The organism is Mycobacterium sp. 1245111.1 (assembly GCF_001673405.1).
Classification (GTDB): domain Bacteria; phylum Actinomycetota; class Actinomycetes; order Mycobacteriales; family Mycobacteriaceae; genus Mycobacterium.
This window is the reverse complement of sequence record NZ_LZLV01000092.1, coordinates 33,852-52,859: the sequence shown is the minus strand read 5'-3', so window position 1 is coordinate 52,859 and position 19,008 is coordinate 33,852. Positions and strand designations below refer to the sequence as shown.

Below are 19,008 nucleotides of genomic sequence, written 5' to 3'. Positions count from 1 at the left end.
CCGCGTCGACCAACGCGACCAGGAACGTGGCCCGCACGTAGCCGGTCAGAGCGCGGAAGCCGGCACCGCCCGCGGCGCGTACCCGTTCCCGATGATCGGTCGGGAACATCTTCGTGACGTAATGCCAGATGTTGCGACCGCCATAGAGGAAGAAGATCAACGTGAACATCATCAGCAGTGCGGCGGTGATGATTTCGGTGATGGCGGTCGCGGTCGACAGGGCACCGCTGGTCAGCTTTTCCTGATTGTGTTGCAGCGCCTGGACCGCCGAGTTGCCGGCGTGGTCGATCTGCTGGCGGCTCAGATGTAGCGGCCCTTCGATCAGCCACCTCTTGGTGGTGTCGATGCTGCGGGTGACCTGGTTCACCAAATCCGGTACGCCGACGATGAATTGGCTGACCACGAAGCTCAGAATTCCGCCCAGGATCGCGAAGCCGCTCAGCATCACCAGCGCCACCGCGCCACCGCGGGGCGCGCCGCGGCGGTCCAGCCCGTCGACGAGCGGAACCAGCAACGCGCTCAGCATCAGCGCGAGCAGCAGCGGGACGACGATGACTTCGAGCCGCTTGACGATCCAGAGCAGCACCACGACGGCGACCAGGATCACCAACAGCCGCCAGGCCCAGGCTGCGGTCTTGCGGACGATCGGTTCTACCGAATCGGCGTAATCGGCCGAGGCCTTCGATGGCATACCGGCCAGCGTAGCCGGGCGACGACGCAGAGCCCGGCAAACGAAGCCAGGTGCGGACACCGGCGTCATGCAGCGATCCGGACGCGACTTACGGAGCTACGCTGACCCCGTGTCGCACGACGCACCGGCCAAGAACGTCGATGGCCAGGTTCCCGAGCGTGCCCGCGGCAGGTATTGGTGGCTGCGGTGGGTGACGCTGGCCGTGGTGGCGATCGTGCTGGCCGTCGAGGTGGCGCTGGCGTGGGATCAGCTAGCCAAAGCCGCGCGCAGTCTGTACTCCGCCAACTGGTGGTGGCTGCTGGCCTCGGCCGGTGCCGCGATCGTGTTGATGCACAGCTTCGCCGAGGTGCAGCGAACGCTGCTGGCCTCGGCGGGGGTGCCCGTACACAAGCTGCGATCCGAGGCCGCCTACTACGCGGCCAACTCGGTGAGCACGACGCTGCCCGGCGGCCCGGTGATCGCGGCGACGTTTTTGCTTCGGCAGCAACGACTTTGGGGCGCGTCGACGTTGGTGGCGTCCTGGCAGCTGGTGATGTCGGGAGTGCTGCAGGCGGTCGGGCTGGCGCTGCTCGGGCTGGGCGGCGCGTTCTTCCTCGGCGCTCGAAACAACCCGTTCTCGTTGCTGTTCACGTTGGGCGGCTTCGTCGCGCTGCTGCTGCTGGCCCAGGCGGTGGCGTCACGACCCGAGTTGATCGAGGGCATCGGCTGCCGGGTGCTGGCGCGGTTCAACGCGTTGCGCGGCAAGCCGTCCGACGTCGGGTTGGCCAAATGGCGCGAGATGCTCTGCCAACTGGAATCGGTCAGCCTGAGCCGCCGGGACCTGGCGGCCGCGTTCAGTTGGTCGGTGATCAACCGGTTCGCCGACGTCGCCTGCCTGACTTTCGCCGCCTACGCGGCGGGCGCGTCGCATGTATCGCTGGGTGGGTTGACAGTTGCCTGCGCCGCGGCGCGCGCGGTCGGGACGATCCCGTTGATGCCGGGCGGATTACTGATGGTCGAGGCGGTTCTGGTGCCGAGCCTGGTGTCGAGCGGGATGTCGCTGCCGAGCGCGGTCTCGACAATGCTGATCTACCGGCTGATCAGCTGGCTGATGCTGGCCGCGATCGGCTGGGTGGTGTTCTTCTTCATGTTCCGCAGCGAGAACCACCTCGACCGCGCCGCGGTCGACGGGCTTACTTGAACGCGCTGAAGGCGCCGGCACCGCCCGGCACCGCGTTCTGGGTGCCCGAGACTGCCTGCGCGGCACCGGGCAACCCACCGGGCACGCCGCCCGGGATCGCGCCCTGCGCCGACTGCATGAACCCGAGCACCTGCGGCAGGCTGATCGGCATCTTGCACCGGCTGGACAGTCCCGCCAGCGGCGACGCGATGGTCTGTAAGTCGCTGGCCGCCTTGGGGTTTGCGTCGAAGTAACCCTTCAGCGAGTTGACCGATTGCGGGCCGGCCGGCTGCTGCATGACCGACGTCATCGCCTGGTTGGTCTCCGGGTGCCCGTCGAGGTAGTCACCCGCGGACCGCGCCACGTTGCTGATCGTGCGCGCCATCTCGCTGGCCGCACACGGGTCGGACGCACCGACGGCCGACGGCGCTGACAGCAAGACAACGGCGGCGGTGCCGCCTAGACCGGTCGCGGCAAGGACGCCGATCAGTCGACGGCGCAGGGTCGCGGCGTTCGCAGTCAGGGACGTCATTCGTAGCTCCTCGTCGCTCGCGAGGAGACCGTCGCCCCGCAGACAACTGCCGGCCCAAGGCCGGCACTTGTCGTCATCCTGCCATCGAATTCGACGGCGTCGCCACTTCGCGGGCGGGGATCTCGTCACACCTATGGAAATCCTGTGCGGGAATCGACGCCGTTACGGAGTTGTTGCAGCTCAGCGAGCCGGAAGCCGTCTCGGCAAACAGTTGGCTGGGGTAGGCTCGCGGGCACGCAACGCCTCGTCGGCGATCGCAAGCGCGGCGAAGCCGGGCGCAGCGGGTCGGCGCGAGACAACGAATGCGGGGAGACCGAAATCCAGCACTTCATGATGCGCTTGAGCAGCAGCCTGCGCAGGTGTCGCTGGCTGGTCTTCACTGGCTGGTTGCTGGCGCTGGTCCCCGCCCTCTACCTGGTGCTGACCCAGTCGGGTCACCTCACCGGTGGCGGCTTCGAGGTGCCCGGATCCCAGTCGCTGCAAGTGCACGACGCGCTCGAGGCGCACTACCCCGACCAGGGCACGTCGCCGTTGGCACTGGTTGCGGCCCCGCGCGCGGACGCCAGCTACGAGGACATGAACGCCGCCGCCGGATTCCTGCAGCAGGTCGCCAAGCAGCAGCCCGACGTGGTGGTGGTGCCCAACCCGACCCAGCAGTCGCCACAGCCCGACCGGCCGTATGTGGTGTCGCTGCGGTTGAACGGCACCACCAACAACAGCGCCAGCGACGCCGCCAAGAAGCTGCGGGTCAAGGTCGGCGTCCAAGGCGAACGGCCCGGCCAGATGCAGAACGGCCGAGTCAGGCTGTACGTGATCGGCCAGGGTGCGCTCAGCACGGCCGCCGCCGCCAACACCAAACACGACATCGCCAAAGCCGAGCAGTGGAACCTTCCGATCATCCTGATTGTCTTGCTGGCGGTGTTCGGTTCGCTGGCCGCCGCCGCGATCCCGCTGGCGCTGGGCGTCATCACCGTGATCATCACGATGGGCCTGGTCTACCTGCTGTCGGCGTACACCGTGATGTCGGTGTTCGTGACGTCGACGGTGTCGATGTTCGGCATCGCGCTGGCCGTCGACTATTCGCTGTTCATCCTGATGCGGTTCCGCGAGGAACTGCGCGCCGGACGCCAGCCGCAGGAGGCGATCGACGCGGCGATGGCGACCTCGGGGTTGGCCGTCGCGCTGTCGGGGATGACCGTGGTGGCGTCGCTGACCGGCATCTACCTGATCAATACTCCGGCGCTGACGTCGATGGCCACCGGCGCGATCCTCGCGGTGGCCGTCGCCATGCTGACGTCGACGACCATGACCCCGGCGGTGCTGACGACGTTCGGCCGCTCGGCCGCCAAGCGCTCGGCGGCGCTGCACTGGTCGCGTCGCGCCGAGACCACGCAGTCGCGGTTCTGGACGCACTGGATCGGCGGGGTGATGCACCGACCGTGGGCGTCGGCGTCGGCGGCGGCCGCCGTGCTGCTGGCAATGGCGATACCGGCGCTGTCAATGGTGTTGGGCAACAGCCTGCTTCGCCAGTTCAACTCCTCACACGAGATCCGCGCCGGGGTGTCCGCGGCCTCCGAGGCGCTGGGTCCCGGAGCGCTGGGCCCGGTGCAGGTGCTGGTGAGCTTCCCCGACGGCGACGCGTCGTCGGCCACACACACCCAGACCCTGGCCGCGATCCGCGACCAGATCGCCAAGTCGCCCAACATCCTCTCGGTGGCCCCGCCGGTATTCGCCGACAACAACAGCAGCGCGATGCTTACCGCGATGCTGTCGGTGGACCCCGAAGATCTCGGCGCCCGCCGGACCATCACCTGGATGCGCGACCATCTGCCCCAGGCCGCGACCGGCACCGCAGAGGTCAGTGTCGGCGGACCGACCGCGCTGATCAAAGACTTCGACGACGAGGTCTCCAAGACCCAATGGCTGGTGCTGGTCTTCGTCGCGGCGATCGCGTTCGTGATGCTGCTGCTGTCGATCCAGTCGGTGTTCCTGGCCCTCAAGGGCGTGGTGATGACGATGCTGTCGGTGGCCGCGGCCTACGGCAGCCTGGTGGTCGTCTTCCAGTGGGGCTGGCTGGAAAAGCTCGGCTTTGCGCCGATCACCTCGATCGACAGCACGGTCCCGCCGCTGGTGCTGGCGATGACGTTCGGTCTGTCGATGGACTACGAGATCTTCCTGTTGACCCGCATCCGGGAACGCTTCCTGCAGACCGGCAACACACACGACGCGGTGGCCTACGGCGTGAGCACCAGCGCGCGAACCATCACCAGCGCGGCGCTGATCATGATCGCGGTGTTCATCGGCTTCGCGTTCGCCGGTATGCCTCTGGTGGCCGAGATCGGGGTGGCCTGCGCGGTGGCGATCGCGGTCGACGCCACCGTGGTGCGACTGGTGCTGGTGCCCGCGCTGATGGCGGTGTTCGCCGAGTGGAACTGGTGGCTGCCCGCCTGGCTCGAACGCATCCTGCCCTCGGTCGACTTCGAAAAGCCTTTGCCCGCAGTCGATCTCGGCGATGTACTGATGATCCCGGACAACATCTCAGCGCCCGCAGTGCCGAGCGCCGACCTGCGAATCGTGCTCAAGTCCGCGGCCCGGCTGAAGAACATGGCGCCCGACGCGATCACCGTCGCCGATCCGCTGGCCTTCATCGGCTGCGGGCAGGGCGAGCCAGCGAAGCTCAAGGACAGCACCTACGTCGCCAGCGCCGCCACCCGCCAGCTGGCGGTGATCGGAACGCCGAACGGCAACAACGGCACCCAGTCGGCGGCCCGCAAGTTCGTGGGCAACCTGTCGCACCGCGGCAGCGCCGGCCGGGCGGCGCCGCGCGCGATACGACCCGTTCACCCCGTCACGCTGTGGCGGGGACGGCTCGCGGTCGCGTTGGATGCCCTCGCGGCGCAGGCCGCAGACGATGAAGCCGAGCAGCCGCGGTTCGAGCGGCGCAGCCCGGTGGAAACCACGCATGTCCAGTTGCCGACCGGCGACCGGCTGCAGATCCCGACCGGCGCCGAGACGCTGCGGCTCAAGGGTTACCTGATCATGAGCCGGAACAGCAGCCGGGACTACGCCGACTTTGCTGAGCTGGTGGACACGATGGACGCCGAGAATGCCGCGGTCGTGCTGGCCGGGATGGACAGGTATTACTCTGGTCAATCATCTCGGCGGCAATGGATCGCTAGCCAGTTGGTTCGTCGCCTCGCTGACCCTCATCCGTCGGATGTTGATAACGATGGTTGGCCCGAGTCCGATACGAAGGCAGACTGGGAAAGTGTCAGGCAACGCTGCCTGGCCGTAGCGGTGGCGATGTTGGAGGAGGCGAGGTGACGTTGGCAGCGGACCGACGCCATGGTCAGGCGCCGCACCGGCCGCCGGCCCGCCCCCGCAACGGCGACCGGCCCGTCGAATTCTGGCCGACCTCAGCGATCCGTCAGGCGCTGGAAGGTGGCGACATCGCCACCTGGAAGCAGATCGCGGTGGCGATCAAGCGTGACCCCTACGGTCGCACCGCGCGGCAGGTCGAAGAGGTGCTGGAAAGCTCGCACCCCTACGGCATCTCCAAGGCCCTCGCCGAGGTCCTTGACCGCGCCCGCGCCCACCTCGAGGCCAACGAGCGCAACGAGGTGTCGCGCCATGTGCGGGTCCTGATCGAACGGTCCGGCCTCAAGCTGCCCGAGTTCGCGTCCCGAATCGGTGTGCCCGACGACGAACTCCGCTCCTACCTGGAGGCGAGCACCAGCCCGTCGGCGTCGCTGATGATCCGGATGCGCCGGCTATCGGATCGTTTCGCCAAGGCCCGTTCCCACGAACCGCCGCCGCAGCCGGCCCCGCAGCGGCCACCGCGCCGCCACTGATGGCCAACCCCGACGATCAGACCCTGCGGCAGATCCTGGCCGAGACGCGGACCATCGCCGTCGTCGGCGCGTCGGACAAACCGACTCGGCCCAGCAACGAGATCTACACCTATCTCGTCAGAACCGGCCAGTTCCAAGTCTTTCCGGTCAACCCGATGATCACCGAAATCGATGGCGCACAGGTGTTTTCGCGCTTGGCCGACCTGCCGGTGATCCCCGACATGGTCGACGTGTTCCGCCGCCGCGACGATCTGCCGTCGGTACTGGACGATGTTTTGGCGTTGACACCGCACCCGAAAACCCTGTGGCTGCAAGAGGGTTTGTGGCACGACCAGGTGGGTCGCAAGGCCGAAGCGGCCGGCCTGCAGGTGGTCATGGACCGTTGCCTGATGGTCGAGCACGCCCGGCTTCGCTAGCGCGGGTTGAGCGGCGAGACGCCGAGCACCAGCCAGTGACCGCCCTGCTTGGTCAGCGTCACCCGTAGTGCCAGCACCGCGTTGTCGGGCGGCTGGCCCGGCTCGTTCTGGGTGGCGCGCATGACCACCGCGACGGCGGCCGCGGTGGGTCCGATCGCCTCGACGCCGGCAGACATCGTCGCCGCGGTCGCGGTGATGTTGCGGTGCGCCAAATCCGTTGTGACCTTGCCGAATTGCTCCTTGAACGTAGCGCCCTGCTCGGGCACCATCATCGCGGCCGCTTTGTCGATGGCTGCCATCGGCTCGGACGGCGAGAAGGTCGCGGTCGCCTGGGACACGTCGACGGCGATGCGGACCACCTCCGCCGAGTCGACTTTGAGGTTGTGGTCCGGCGTCGCCCAGTGCCGATATCCGGTGACCACCGCCGCGACGACGGCCGCGGTCGTCAAGGCGACCACCGCGAGGCGCAGGCCGGGCGCGTCGTCGTCGGTGCCGACCGTGACCGAATCACGGCGCAGCAGATAGACATTCACCCCCACGGCCTCGACGATGAGCAGAATCAGCACCGAACACAGCGACACCCACCACGCCGGCCAGGTCAGCACGTACCCGATCGCCAGTAGCGCGGCGATCGCGGCTAGCGGCGCCGCGATGTCGAAAGCCAGTACCCGCCAAGCGTTTCTCATCGGATGGACTCCACCCGCGAGATCATCAGCTTGCCGTCGACGTCGGACACCCCGAGCCGCAGATTCCAGTGCACGGTCGTCGGCTTGCCGCCGGCGTTTTCGCTGACCGAGGTGGCCACCACCATGACGGTGTCGCTGCGGCGCGCGATACCGGCCGGCAATGGCGCGGAAGGCTTGGGGCCACCCGGTTGAGCGTCCAGGTCGTGGTGCACGGCTTCGAAGGCGACGGCCTCGACCTCGCCGCGACTGCGTGACTGCAGCCGCTCGACCACCTGTTGATACGGCTGGATCGACGATTCGAAGTCGGCGTTGAGTTCGCCGACGGTGCCGTCGTGCAGCTTTTGCAGGCTTTGCTTGATGTTGTCGGTGTTCATGTTGATCAGCACGCCGGTCCAGTCGGCGGCGGCCTGCATGGCCCGGGTCTGGTAGGAGAGCTCGTCGGCGTCGTCGCGGTGGTCGGTCCAGATCACCACGCCCAGCGCGATCGCGGCGACGCACAGCGCGCCCAGCACGGCCGAGGCGATGCCATACGGCGAGAACATCCGGCCGCTGGTGTCGTCGGTCGACGTCTGGTCGGGCTCGGCTGTGTCGTCCGTGGGCTCGGTCTGCTCGTCGTCGGGCATGAGCGTGAGCCTAGCCGGGCGACTGCGCCGTGCCGTCGTGACGCCGCAGTCACGGTCGTCACCCGCTGTGACTGAGCCGTCACGCTCGCGGGCTAATCGGACAGACCCGGGCGCTCCGGTAAGAATGGACGCGTGACGGTAGAAGCTATTCGCTCGGGCCTCGACCTGAGCTATGTCGACGACGCTGCCCGCCCCCAAGACGACCTGTTCGGTCACGTCAACGGTCGCTGGCTGGCGGACCACGCGATCCCGGCCGACCGGGCCACCGACGGGGCGTTCCGGTCGCTGGCCGACCGCGCCGAGGAGCAGGTCCGCGACCTCATCACCGAGGCCGCCGCGTCAAAGGGCGCCGACGGCACCGACCCCCAGCGCATCGGCGACCTGTACGCCAGCTTCATGGACACCGGCACCATTGCCCGCCTGGGCGTACGCCCGCTGCTCGACGAGCTCGCCGGCGTCGACGCCGCGCTGACGAAGACCGAGCTGGCGGCCGAGCTCGGCGAGCTGCAGCGCACCGGCATCGGCGGCGGCACCGGCCTCTACGTCGACACCGACTCCAAGGACTCCACCCGCTACCTCATTCACCTGAACCAGTCCGGGCTCGGGCTGCCCGACGAGTCCTACTACCGCGATCCGCAGCATGCGGCGATCCTCGCCGAGTACCCGAAGCACATCGCGCGGATGTTCGCGCTGGTCTACGGCGAGCACGACGGCGACTGGGCGGCGACCGCCGTGCAGATCGTCGCGCTGGAGACCAAGATCGCCGCCGCCCACTGGGACGTGGTGAAGCGCCGCGACGCCGACCTGACCTACAACCTGTTCACCTTCGACGAATTACGTTCCAAGGCAACCGGTTTCGACTGGCCAATGTGGTTCCACGCTCTGGGCGCTTCCGGCGGGCAAGCCGCGGAAGTGGTCGTGCGCCAGCCCGACGCCCTGATTGCGTTCGCGTCGCTGTGGGAGAGCGAGGACATCGAGGACTGGCGGCGCTGGCTGCGCTGGCGCGTGATCAGCGGTCGGGCGTCGATGCTGACCGACGACCTGGTCGACGAGAACTTCGCGTTCTACGGGCGCACGCTGTCGGGCACCGAGCAGCTGCGCGACCGGTGGAAGCGCGGCGTCGCGCTGGTCGAGGGCCTGATGGGCGACGCTGTCGGCCGGCTTTACGTCGAACGGCATTTCCCGCCGGACGCCAAGGCCCGGATGGACGAGCTGGTTGCCAACCTGCGCGAGGCCTACCGCGTCAGCATCACCGACCTGGAGTGGATGACGCCGGAGACCCGGAAGCGGGCACTGGAGAAGCTGGACAAGTTCACCCCGAAGATCGGCTATCCGGCGAAGTGGCGCGACTACTCCGCGTTGGTCATTGCCCGCGACGACCTGTACGGCAACTACCAGCGTGGCTATGCGGTGGAGTACGACCGCGACCTGGCCAAGCTGGGCGGGCCGGTCGACCGCGACGAGTGGTTCATGACGCCGCAGACCGTCAACGCGTACTACAACCCGGGGATGAACGAGATCGTGTTCCCCGCAGCGATTTTGCAGCCCCCATTCTTCGACGCCGAGGCCGACGACGCCGCGAATTACGGCGGCATCGGCGCGGTGATCGGCCATGAGATCGGCCACGGCTTCGACGACCAGGGCGCCAAGTACGACGGCGACGGCAACCTGGTCGACTGGTGGACCGACGACGACCGGGCCGAATTCGGGCTGCGGACAAAGGCTTTGATCGACCAGTACGAGGTCTTCACGCCGCGGGGCCTGGACGCCTCGTATCACGTCAACGGTGCGTTCACCGTCGGCGAGAACATCGGCGACCTCGGCGGGTTGTCGATCGCGCTGCTCGCCTACCAGCTGTCGCTCAAGGGCGCGGAAGCGCCGGTGATCGACGGGTTGACCGGCGTACAGCGGGTGTTCTACGGCTGGGCGCAGGTGTGGCGCACCAAATCCCGTGAGGCCGAGGCGATTCGGCGGCTGGCCATCGACCCGCATTCACCGCCGGAGTTCCGCTGCAACGGCGTGATCCGCAACCTCGATCTGTTCCACGAGGCGTTCGGCGTCACCGAGGACGACGAGCTGTACCTCGATCCTGCGCGGCGCGTTCGCATTTGGAACTAGAACAGCCGCGAAAAGCTAGTTAGAGCTGCCAGTCGTTGGAGCCGTCGTTCTTGCTGTAGGTGCCGACGGAGTTCTTCACGACGATCGGGTCGCCAGCACCAAAGTTGGCGAAGAACCACTTCGCGTTCGTCGGGCTGATGTTGATGCAGCCGTGGCTGACATCGCGCTTGCCCTGGTCGGCCACCGACCACGGCGCGCTATGCACGAAGTCGCCGCTGTTGTCGAACTGCACGGCGTCCGTGACGTCCACCTTGTAGCCGTAGGTCGAGTTGACCGGAACACCGTAGGTCGACGAATCCATCACGACCTTGGCCTTCTTGTCGAGCACGTAGTACGTGCCGTTCGGCGTCTGGTGTCCGCCGGCAGCCATGCCCATCGACATCGGGAAGGTCTGCTCGACGGTGCCGTTGCGCGTGATGATCAACTGGTGCGTCGCATCGTCGGCGGTGGCCTGCAGCGCGTCACCGGTCACGAAGTTGTTCTGGGTGCCGGCCGCGTCGACGTGCACCGCGGTGTGGGCGGGCCAGAAGCTGAGCGGACGCCAGCGCACCTGGCTGGGGGTCAGCCAGTAGAACTTGCCGGACACCGGCGGCGTCGACGACACGTGAATGGCCTGCTCGGCCATGTGCTGGTCGGCGATCGGCCGGGCGAAGTTGATGATGATCGGTTCGGCCACGCCGACGGTTGAGCCGTTCACCGGGTTGAAGGTCGGCGGGACGAACGGCGGCGGGCCGGTGAACGGCTCCGGGTTCTGTCCCACCACCGGGCCGGACGGCGCGGCGGCCGGGGTCGCCCCCGGAACCGTTGCCCCGGGAACGGTTGCCCCCGGAACAGTGGCGGCCGGGTCACCGGGCGCGGGCGCACCGGGAGCCGGTGGCGCGGGCACGGGCGGCGGGCCTGCCAGCGGGTCGGCGGGCGGGGGCGGCAGCGGTGCCGGGTCGCCGGGCGGCGGCGGTGCAGGGGCATCCACTCCGGGTGCGGGCGGCGGCGGTGGCTCCGGGTCGGCGAGCGCCAGGCCGCTTCCCATCATCAGCGCAGCAACCACCCCCACTGCGCCGCATGCTGCGGCCAGAGGACCCTTGGGCAAGCGCGACATTTGATTCCCTCCAAGTCACGGATCAGACGCCAGTATGCCGCAGCGCGGCGCCCGACTATTAATCCAGCGATCACCGTTAAGTAGGGCCGAGGGTTTCACGCAGGCCCTCGACCTGGGGTTTCTGCCAACTAGCGCTGGTTTGTCACAGGCCCGTCGAACAGGTGCCTCACGAACGTCATTCCGGCCGCTCCGATGCCGATAAGAGCCGCCGACGCGGCGAACATCGCCAGCACACCGTGCTCGTAAAAAAGGCCGCCGGCGAACGAGCCGGCCATGATGCCCCCTTGGAAAGCCGCCATATACAGGCCGGACGCGCCGTCGGGATCGTCGGCGCCGGCTCGCATCGCCGCAGCCTGCAGCATCGGCGACACGGCGTTGGCGAAGGCGCCCCACAACGCGATGGTGACGACGCCGACCAGGGCCGTCGCCAACGCGGGCAGCCGGTGGAAGGTCAACATGGTCAACACGAGCTGCGTCACGTACAGACCGACCATGCAACTGATCGCCGCGACCCGCGGGTGGTGATCTAGCGGCCGGGCCACCAGTGGCATCGCCAGCAGGCCGGCGATGCCATAGATGGACAACAACCAGGCGATATCCGGTCCGCGAATACCGACGACGTCGCGGATGATCACCGCCATGAAGGTGAACGAGATGTAGTGGCCGGTGACCGCGATCATGGTGAGCAGGCTCACGATCACCAGCCGCCGGTTTCGGTGATGCCGAGCGCCGCGGCCGACCGACGCCAGCTGGTCGTCACGCAGTGTCATCGGCGGCAGGACGGCCCAGGCGGCCAGCGTCACCGCGGCGGCCAATGCGGTTATCGCCGCGACGGCGACCCGCCAGTTCCACGCCAGGCTCATCGCGGCCGTCACGGGGCTGCCGACCACGACCGCCAAGCTGATGCCGACATAGATCGACGTGGTCGCGCGTCCGGAATGACTCGACGGGACCAGCCGAGTGGCGATCGGCGCGATCACCGAGAGCATCAGGCCGTGGGTGACAGCCGACAGGGCCCGACCGCAGACCAAGACGACGAAGTTGGGCGCCAGCGCGGAGATCAGCTGCGACGCGGTCAGGCACATCAGCGAAAGCAGCAGCGCACGGCGGCGCGGCCAGTGCGCGGTCCAGCGCACCATCGGGATCGTCGTGACGGCGGCGACCAGCGCGTACCAGGCCAGTAGCGTGCCGACCATCGGAATGCTGACGTGCAGGTCGCGCGCGATCGCGGGCAGCGCGCCGACCGGCAGCAGCTCGGCGGTGACATAGGTAAAGGCCGCCGCGGCCAGCACAGCCAGCTGCAGGGCAATTTTCGGAGTCCAGGGCCCGCTGGTAGCGGTTCGCCCTTCGGCGGTACGAGCAGGCACCACGGCCATTACTCAACCACGCGTGGCAAGCATTCCGTCAAAGATCAGGACCGGACGAGGCGCGCGATGGCCGCCGACGCCTCGGCGAGCTTCTGCTCGGCCTCGGTGCCACCCTGGGCCACCGCGTGGGTGACGCAGTGTCCGAGATGCTCGTCGAGCAGATTCAGTGCCACCGACTGCAGTGCGTTGTTGGCCGCGCTGATCTGGGTGAGGACGTCGATGCAGTACTTGTCGTCTTCGATCATCTTGGCGATGCCACGCACCTGGCCCTCGATACGCCGTAAACGCTTGGCGTAGTTGTCTTTCTGCGACGAATAGCCGTGTGTGGGTGCCATCTGCCCCTCCAACATTCTGGTCGTGAAGATCGTGCTCGGGCCATCGCGACGGCGCCGGTGTTGTCACCATTGTCAACGATCAGGCCAGCTGCGCGCCACGCCACCCTGGTAAACGCACATTTTAGCCTGTCGGCGCATATACCCCGAGGGGGTATTTAATGATTTTGGCCGACCTGCAACGGCGCGCAATACTTACGCCATGGCGGACAACAGCTCGATCGACATCAAACCTCGCAGTCGCGAGGTCACCGACGGCCTGGAAAAGGCCGCGTCGCGCGGGATGCTGCGGGCGGTAGGCATGGACGACGACGACTTCGCCAAGCCGCAGATCGGGGTGGCCTCGTCGTGGAACGAGATCACGCCGTGCAACCTGTCGCTGGACCGGCTGGCCAAGGCCGTCAAGGAAGGCGTGTTCGCCGCCGGGGGCTATCCCCTTGAGTTCGGCACGATCTCGGTGTCCGACGGCATCTCGATGGGCCACGAGGGCATGCATTTCTCGCTGGTGTCGCGCGAGATCATCGCCGACAGCGTCGAGACCGTGATGATGGCCGAGCGACTGGACGGCTCGGTGCTGCTGGCCGGCTGCGACAAGTCGCTGCCCGGAATGCTGATGGCCGCAGCGCGGCTCGACCTGGCCGCCGTCTTCCTTTACGCAGGCTCGATCCTGCCGGGTCGCGCCAAGTTGTCCGACGGCACCGAGCGCGACGTGACGATCATCGACGCCTTCGAAGCGGTCGGCGCCTGCGCCCGCGGCCTGATGCCGCGCGAGGACGTCGACGCGATCGAGCGGGCCATCTGTCCCGGTGAGGGCGCCTGCGGCGGCATGTTCACCGCCAACACCATGGCCAGTGCCGCCGAGGCGCTCGGCATGTCGCTGCCGGGCAGCGCCGCTCCCCCGGCCACGGACCGCCGACGCGACGGGTATGCGCGCCGCAGTGGTGAGGCGGTGATCAACCTGTTGCGCCGCGGCATCACCGCCCGCGACATCTTGACCAAGGAGGCCTTCGAGAACGCCATCGCGGTCGTGATGGCGTTCGGCGGCTCGACCAACGCGGTGCTGCACCTGCTGGCCATCGCCCATGAGGCCGACGTGAAGTTGTCACTCGCCGACTTCAGCCGCATCGGCGCCAAGGTGCCGCACCTGGCCGACGTCAAGCCGTTCGGCAAGCACGTGATGTTCGACGTCGATCACATCGGCGGTGTGCCCGTGGTGATGAAGGCGCTACTGGATGCCGGTCTGCTGCATGGGGATTGCCTGACCGTGACGGGTCAGACGATGGCCGAGAACCTCGCGCACCTCGCCCCTCCGGACCCGGACGGCAAGGTGCTGCGCGCGCTGGACAACCCGATCCACCCCACCGGCGGGATCACCATCCTGCACGGGTCGCTGGCACCCGAGGGCGCGGTGGTCAAGTCGGCCGGCTTCGACTCCGATGTATTCGAAGGCACCGCAAGGGTTTTCGAGCGTGAGCGAGCAGCGCTGGACGCCCTGGAAGACGGCACGATCACCCACGGAGACGCGGTGGTCATCCGCTACGAAGGCCCCAAGGGCGGCCCGGGCATGCGCGAAATGCTGGCGATCACCGGCGCGATCAAGGGCGCCGGCCTCGGCAAGGACGTGCTGCTGTTGACCGACGGCCGGTTCTCCGGCGGCACCACCGGCTTGTGCGTCGGGCACATCGCCCCCGAGGCGGCCGACGGCGGACCGATCGCGTTCCTGCGCGACGGCGACCGGATCCGGCTCGACGTCGCCAATGGCACCCTCGACGTATTGGTCGACGCCGACGAATTCGCTTCGCGTCGTGAGGGTTTCACCCCGTTACCGCCGCGCTACACCTCCGGTGTGCTGGCCAAGTACGTCAAGCTGGTCGGCTCGGCGGCCAACGGGGCGATCTGCGGCTGACGCACGGCCGCAGTCGTGGACATCGCGGATCGACTTCGCATCGACGTCCCGGTCGCTCAGGCCGGCATGGGTGGCGGTCTGGCCGGCGGGCCGCTGGCCGCAGCGGTGGCGAAAGCGGGCGGCCTGGGCACCCTGGGATTGGCGGGTCCCGGTCAGTTGCGAGAGGCGATCAAGCACGTTCGCGACGAGGCCCCGGGCCGCGCTGTCGCGGTGAACCTGTTGATGCACTTCGCCCGTCGCAGCCACATCGCGGTCTGCGTCGACGAGCGCGTCGAGGTTGTGGTGGTGGCCTTCGGCGGCGACCGCGGCGTCGTCGAGCATCTGCGCGCTGCCGGAATCTTCGTCTTTGTGATGGTCGGTACCGAAGCTCAAGCGCGGCAGGCAATCGGTTGGGGCGCTGACGGTTTGATCGCCCAGGGACGAGAGGCGGGGGGCCATTTGGTCGGAACCGTGCCCGCACTTGAGTTTTTGCCACGCGTGCGAGCGGTGGCCGACCGACGGCCCGTCTTCGTCGCCGGCGGCATCGCCGCTGGAGCCGACACTCGCCGGGCGCTGGACATCGGAGCCGACGGCGTCGTCGCCGAAACGCGGTTCCTCATGACGCGTGAGGCCAATGCGCATCCGGACTATCAGCGACGAATCCTCGACGCCGAAATGACCATGGAGACCACACTTTTCGGACTCAGCTGGCCGCTTCGGCATCGCGTGATCCCCAATGCCGCCACACGGCGGTGGTGCCGCAGCGACGGAACCGCCAAAGCGTTGCCCGCCGCATTGAACGCCGGCGGCCGCTGGCTGGCGGTGCTGGGGTATTTCGACGCCGGCGCGCTCATCCGTTTTCAGTCACCGCGGCTCCCGGTATTCACACCGCTGGCGCCGCTGAAAGACCTGCAGCATCTACTTTCGGCTGACTTCACGCGTATCGCCGTCGCCACGTTGTTGATCGTGGGGATCGTGTTGATTCTGCTACTGCGCGCCGTGGTCGCACCGCTGTATCTACTCAGCACGGTCGTGTTGAACTATCTTGCGGCGTTGGGCATCGGGGTGCTGGTGTTCCAATTCGGGCTCGGCCATGAAATCGCTTGGCCAGTACCACTTTTGGCTTTCATCTTGCTGGTGGCGGTTGGTGCCGACTACAACATGCTGGTCATCTCGCGTCTTCGCGAGGAATCGACATCCAACACGCGGGTCGGCGTCCTGCGCACCGTTGCCAGCACCGGATCGGTGATCACGTCAGCCGGCCTCATCTTCGCCGCGAGCATGTTCGGGCTGACGATCGGATCAGTCGACATCATGGTCCAAGCCGGACTCATCATCGGATGCGGTCTTCTGCTGGACACTTTCGTCGTCCGAACCCTGACCGTCCCCGCGCTGGCGACGCTGCTGGGCGAGAACAGCTGGTGGCCAGAGCTTCGGCGTCGTCGCTGAGCGGTCACTTCACTAGCGCGAACGCCAGACCGTCCCAGTGTTTGGCGCCCACCACCTGCAACACCGCGGTGTCGAGCTGCGGGTGCTCACCCATCAACTCGAGCACCTTGCGCGTCCCGACCAGCACGGCGTCGTCGCCCGGCGACAGGATCGCGCCCTCGCGAATCACGTTGTCCACCACGATCATTGAGCCAGAATGAGTGAGCTTGACGGCCCATTCCAGATAGCTGGGGTTGTTCTCTTTGTCGGCGTCGATGAACACCAAGTCGAAGGGTCCTTTGACGCTCGGCAGGCTGTCCAGGGCCGCACCGACCAGCACCTCGACCCGGTCGCTCAAGCCGGCGCGGTCTAGGTTTGCGCGCGCGACCTCGGCGTGCTTGGGCTCGTACTCCAGCGTCGTGACGTGACCGTCGGGGCCGGCGCCGCGGGCCAGCCAGATCGTGCTGAAGCCGCCGAGCGTGCCGATCTCCAGGATGCGACGGGCCCCAATCGCGGCGGCCAGCAGGCTCAGGAACTTGCCTTGCTGCGACGAGACGGCGATCTTCGGCAGGCCCGCCGCGTCGCTGTCCGCGAGGGTGGCGGTCAGCACGGGATCGTCGACCAGCACGGTGTCGTCCAGGAATTCGTCAACGTCGGCGGGGCTGGGGTTTTGGCTCATCCGTCAAAAGTAGCCCGGCTTCGGCGGCAGCCGCCACCGGATTAATCGTCCTTGCCGTATACCCCCCAGGGGTATACATTGGGAATGTCCGACCCCAACCCGAGAGGTGGAGAAGATGTCTAACGAAGCAGGAACCCTGTTGAGCTGTGGTCACGACGGCTGCGGTTGCCGGGTTCGCATCGAGGTCGCCTGCCACTGCGAAGGCGACCACGCCTACATCTGCAAGTGCGGCGACGAGATGGTCGAGGTCGCCAGCTAAATCTGGCTAGCGCACACCCTCTTTCGCGTAGACGACTCGCAGCGACCGCGAAGTTCAATCTCTGTATCCCGTTGCGGGCTGGCAGTATATTTTCAAAAGCCATCGTTGCGGATGCCGGGAGGACGCCACATGAGTTCCGCACACAGTACGGCACTCGGCGGCCTCATCGCTGTGAGCGGCATCGACGGCAGCGGCAAGAGCACATTGGTCAGTGCCTTCGCGCAGTCGTTGCGGTCCTCAGGCGCATCTGTGGAGGCGGTAGCGGCGCTGAAATCGCCGCAGTTTTCCCCTTTTACGTTGCTGAAAGGAATCAACTTCCCGAGCGCTGCGAAGCCATCCAGAGAATCCTGGATCGCCGGATACTTTGCGCTGGTGCTTTTGCACAACGTGTCCGCAGTGATCGCACCGGCAATAGCCGCCGGAACGTGGGTCGTCACCGATCGGTGGACGCTGGACCACCATGCAATTCAGCTCACACTGGGCATTGACATGGCGCCATGGCTTCCGCTTCTGAAATCAGCCCCGACCCCAGATCTCCATCTGATTCTCGATTTACCGCCAGAAATCGCGCAACAGCGCATCGATAAGCGCGGCGACCAGGGCATAGGCGCAGGCCTGCAATATTTGCAGCAGTGTCGCGATAAGATGCAAAGCCTGGCCACCTCACCGGACTATGCGCCGGTCGTTCTCGTCGACGCGGATGCGTCTCCCGCCGACCTACGAGACCGAGTCCTTGAGGCAACCCGAGACGTTATGTCAGGGCGGCTGAAGACGATGCAACCGTGAGAACGCGGCTGGCCGCCAATTGCGCTGCCACACGTTTGTCCACTGGGCCAACCGCTTTGGGCCACATCGTGCCGTTTGCGATCTAATGCGCCGAAGAAACTGATCCACGGCTGGTGAGCCGTCAGCCATTGGTGACGGTATCGACGTGCACCTGAACCTCGGCCGGAAGACCCGAACGGTCCCTGATTATGCTTCTTTCCGCCGCCGACAGAAGCTTTATCGCATCACTGTGTGAGCCAAGTTCAGAACCCGTCTCAAGCCGCGCAATCCAGCGTCGAAAGATCTCGCGCCGCCCATCGGCGCAGAGGGACCCTGTGTCACGCGCCGTAAACACGTGTTGCTCCACGGCATTTCCTCCGAGCAGGGAGCTATTTCTCATGATATCGACGCTAAAGACGCCGTCCTCTGCGTCCGCTGACGTACCAAAACCCCGACGCGACCGAGCCTCGATCGCGAGCAGGTGTCCAAACTGCAGAGTGATGCGGTCGCGGGTCACGCGCCCGTTTCCACGGTAAGTGTCTGCCGGCAGCTGCCGAGACGCGCGCATGCAGACGGCGGACTCACCGACGTGAATCGCTCCTGTAGTGATAGTCCGTCCTGATCGTCGGCGCTGGAACAACAACCAGACATCGGTCGCCCCGAACCCCGCGGCGGCCGCGATTGCGTCAGGTGTCATCCAACGACCGACATCCGTTGGGCCGAAGGCGAGTTCGTACGCTTGCTCGTTGACTTGGCAGAAGAAGTCCGCCGCATTGACGTGACGAGTTGAGACTCGCATCTCGTCGTAGGCCGCGTTGTACCCAAGCGCATCATTGGCGTCCAGGAGCCAGCAGACGGTATCGATGGCGTGGTAACCAGCGTGCAGTAACACACCGTAGCCGTCACGGTAGGAGTGATTTTCCCGCATGAAGAATTCGTCGGGCATGTTCCAATATCCGTGGGCGAACGAGCTTTCGATGGAAGTCAACGGCACCCCATGCTCCGTGCCAAACGTCGTAGCGTATTCCTTAACGAAGGAATAACCACGGTGCGCACGTCGCGACGTCATAACCGCCGCGGATGCCGAACTAGCCTCAAACAAGCTCCGGAGGTCGTCATAG

General features: G+C 66.7%; 16 protein-coding genes and 3 pseudogenes. 10 read left to right on the top strand and 9 right to left on the bottom strand.

The features are described from left to right. Positions 1-691: AI-2E family transporter (locus A5658_RS12830; RefSeq protein WP_156751435.1), on the bottom strand; the 691-nt coding region annotated here is incomplete at its 3' end. A gap of 109 nt (positions 692-800) precedes the next feature. On the opposite strand from A5658_RS12830, the pseudogene A5658_RS12825 reads away from it, so the two are divergent. Then, a pseudogene (locus tag A5658_RS12825) lies at positions 801-1,844 on the top strand (YbhN family protein); the annotation flags it as partial. A gap of 19 nt (positions 1,845-1,863) precedes the next feature. On the opposite strand, the gene A5658_RS12820 reads toward A5658_RS12825, so the two are convergent. Further along, complete coding sequence (locus A5658_RS12820) at positions 1,864-2,382, bottom strand: hemophore (RefSeq protein WP_067335098.1); 519 nt, start codon at positions 2,380-2,382, stop codon at positions 1,864-1,866. Between the two features lie 330 nt (positions 2,383-2,712). Here A5658_RS12820 and A5658_RS12815 point away from each other — a divergent pair, with 330 nt between their 5' ends. The 3 genes from A5658_RS12815 to A5658_RS12805 are packed head-to-tail and all read left to right on the top strand — an operon-like array spanning position 2,713 to position 6,649. Then, the gene (locus tag A5658_RS12815; RefSeq protein ID WP_067335094.1) at positions 2,713-5,706 is read left to right on the top strand and encodes an MMPL family transporter; all 2,994 of its coding nucleotides are present in this window, start codon (positions 2,713-2,715) and stop codon (positions 5,704-5,706) included. Further along, positions 5,703-6,233 carry a hypothetical protein gene (locus tag A5658_RS12810; RefSeq protein WP_067335091.1) on the top strand — a complete coding sequence of 177 codons (531 nt, stop codon included), beginning with the start codon at positions 5,703-5,705 and terminating at the stop codon, positions 6,231-6,233. The genes A5658_RS12815 and A5658_RS12810 overlap by 4 nt, the downstream gene beginning before the upstream one ends. Continuing rightward, on the top strand, positions 6,233-6,649 hold the full coding sequence (locus tag A5658_RS12805) for a CoA-binding protein (RefSeq protein WP_067335088.1): 417 nt from the start codon (positions 6,233-6,235) through the stop codon (positions 6,647-6,649). The genes A5658_RS12810 and A5658_RS12805 overlap by 1 nt, the downstream gene beginning before the upstream one ends. On the opposite strand, the gene A5658_RS12800 is transcribed toward A5658_RS12805, so the two are convergent. Next, complete coding sequence (locus A5658_RS12800) at positions 6,646-7,335, bottom strand: hypothetical protein (RefSeq protein ID WP_067335085.1); 690 nt, start codon at positions 7,333-7,335, stop codon at positions 6,646-6,648. The two genes, A5658_RS12805 and A5658_RS12800, sit on opposite strands and share 4 nt — an antisense overlap. After that, positions 7,332-7,958 carry a hypothetical protein gene (locus A5658_RS12795; RefSeq protein WP_067335082.1) on the bottom strand — a complete coding sequence of 209 codons (627 nt, stop codon included), beginning with the start codon at positions 7,956-7,958 and terminating at the stop codon, positions 7,332-7,334. The genes A5658_RS12800 and A5658_RS12795 overlap by 4 nt, the downstream gene beginning before the upstream one ends. A gap of 132 nt (positions 7,959-8,090) precedes the next feature. On the opposite strand from A5658_RS12795, the gene A5658_RS12790 reads away from it, so the two are divergent. After that, the gene (locus A5658_RS12790; RefSeq protein ID WP_067335079.1) at positions 8,091-10,076 is read left to right on the top strand and encodes a M13 family metallopeptidase; all 1,986 of its coding nucleotides are present in this window, start codon (positions 8,091-8,093) and stop codon (positions 10,074-10,076) included. Between the two features lie 19 nt (positions 10,077-10,095). Here the strand turns inward: A5658_RS12790 and A5658_RS12785 are convergent, their stop codons facing one another. The 3 genes from A5658_RS12785 to A5658_RS12775 form a co-directional block, all read right to left on the bottom strand. Continuing rightward, positions 10,096-11,172: an Ig-like domain-containing protein gene (locus A5658_RS12785; RefSeq protein WP_067335075.1), complete on the bottom strand. Its 1,077-nt coding sequence runs from the start codon at positions 11,170-11,172 to the stop codon at positions 10,096-10,098. 128 nt (positions 11,173-11,300) lie between these two features. Next, entirely contained in the window at positions 11,301-12,539 is a 1,239-nt protein-coding gene (locus tag A5658_RS12780) for an MFS transporter (RefSeq protein ID WP_369830518.1), read from the bottom strand. A gap of 44 nt (positions 12,540-12,583) precedes the next feature. Further along, complete coding sequence (locus A5658_RS12775; RefSeq protein WP_067335117.1) at positions 12,584-12,874, bottom strand: metal-sensitive transcriptional regulator; 291 nt, start codon at positions 12,872-12,874, stop codon at positions 12,584-12,586. 199 nt (positions 12,875-13,073) lie between these two features. On the opposite strand from A5658_RS12775, the gene ilvD reads away from it, so the two are divergent. The 3 genes and pseudogenes from ilvD to A5658_RS28765 all read left to right on the top strand — a co-directional run. After that, positions 13,074-14,777: a dihydroxy-acid dehydratase gene (gene ilvD / locus A5658_RS12770; RefSeq protein ID WP_067335068.1), complete on the top strand. Its 1,704-nt coding sequence runs from the start codon at positions 13,074-13,076 to the stop codon at positions 14,775-14,777. Positions 14,778-14,792: 15 nt separating this feature from the next. Then, a pseudogene (locus tag A5658_RS28770) lies at positions 14,793-15,659 on the top strand (nitronate monooxygenase); the annotation flags it as partial. 3 nt (positions 15,660-15,662) lie between these two features. Then, positions 15,663-16,205: pseudogene (locus A5658_RS28765) on the top strand (MMPL family transporter); the annotation flags it as partial. A 4-nt stretch (positions 16,206-16,209) separates the two neighbouring features. On the opposite strand, the gene A5658_RS12760 reads toward A5658_RS28765, so the two are convergent. Next, complete coding sequence (locus tag A5658_RS12760) at positions 16,210-16,863, bottom strand: O-methyltransferase (RefSeq protein ID WP_067335065.1); 654 nt, start codon at positions 16,861-16,863, stop codon at positions 16,210-16,212. A 115-nt stretch (positions 16,864-16,978) separates the two neighbouring features. Between A5658_RS12760 and A5658_RS12755 the strand changes: the two genes are divergently transcribed. After that, positions 16,979-17,122 (top strand): metallothionein, encoded by a 144-nt coding sequence (locus tag A5658_RS12755; RefSeq protein ID WP_067335113.1) that lies wholly within the window; start codon positions 16,979-16,981, stop codon positions 17,120-17,122. Between the two features lie 129 nt (positions 17,123-17,251). Beyond that, positions 17,252-17,908 carry a dTMP kinase gene (locus tag A5658_RS12750; RefSeq protein WP_067335062.1) on the top strand — a complete coding sequence of 219 codons (657 nt, stop codon included), beginning with the start codon at positions 17,252-17,254 and terminating at the stop codon, positions 17,906-17,908. A 121-nt stretch (positions 17,909-18,029) separates the two neighbouring features. Here the strand turns inward: A5658_RS12750 and A5658_RS28760 are convergent, their stop codons facing one another. Beyond that, on the bottom strand, positions 18,030-18,881 hold the full coding sequence (locus tag A5658_RS28760) for a hypothetical protein (RefSeq protein WP_231997300.1): 852 nt from the start codon (positions 18,879-18,881) through the stop codon (positions 18,030-18,032). Positions 18,882-19,008 lie beyond the last annotated feature (127 nt).

Bases quoted from the DNA above. Each gene is read 5' to 3' on its own strand.
- A5658_RS12820 (WP_067335098.1), bottom strand. From the start codon at position 2,382: ATGACGTCCCTGACTGCGAACGCCGCGACCCTGCGCCGTCGACTGATC.
- A5658_RS12815 (WP_067335094.1), top strand. From the start codon at position 2,713: ATGATGCGCTTGAGCAGCAGCCTGCGCAGGTGTCGCTGGCTGGTCTTC.
- A5658_RS12805 (WP_067335088.1), top strand. From the start codon at position 6,233: ATGGCCAACCCCGACGATCAGACCCTGCGGCAGATCCTGGCCGAGACG.
- A5658_RS12800 (WP_067335085.1), bottom strand. From the start codon at position 7,335: ATGAGAAACGCTTGGCGGGTACTGGCTTTCGACATCGCGGCGCCGCTA.
- A5658_RS12795 (WP_067335082.1), bottom strand. From the start codon at position 7,958: ATGCCCGACGACGAGCAGACCGAGCCCACGGACGACACAGCCGAGCCC.
- A5658_RS12785 (WP_067335075.1), bottom strand. From the start codon at position 11,172: ATGTCGCGCTTGCCCAAGGGTCCTCTGGCCGCAGCATGCGGCGCAGTG.
- A5658_RS12775 (WP_067335117.1), bottom strand. From the start codon at position 12,874: ATGGCACCCACACACGGCTATTCGTCGCAGAAAGACAACTACGCCAAG.
- ilvD (WP_067335068.1), top strand. From the start codon at position 13,074: ATGGCGGACAACAGCTCGATCGACATCAAACCTCGCAGTCGCGAGGTC.
- A5658_RS12760 (WP_067335065.1), bottom strand. From the start codon at position 16,863: ATGAGCCAAAACCCCAGCCCCGCCGACGTTGACGAATTCCTGGACGAC.
- A5658_RS12755 (WP_067335113.1), top strand. From the start codon at position 16,979: ATGTCTAACGAAGCAGGAACCCTGTTGAGCTGTGGTCACGACGGCTGC.
- A5658_RS12750 (WP_067335062.1), top strand. From the start codon at position 17,252: ATGAGTTCCGCACACAGTACGGCACTCGGCGGCCTCATCGCTGTGAGC.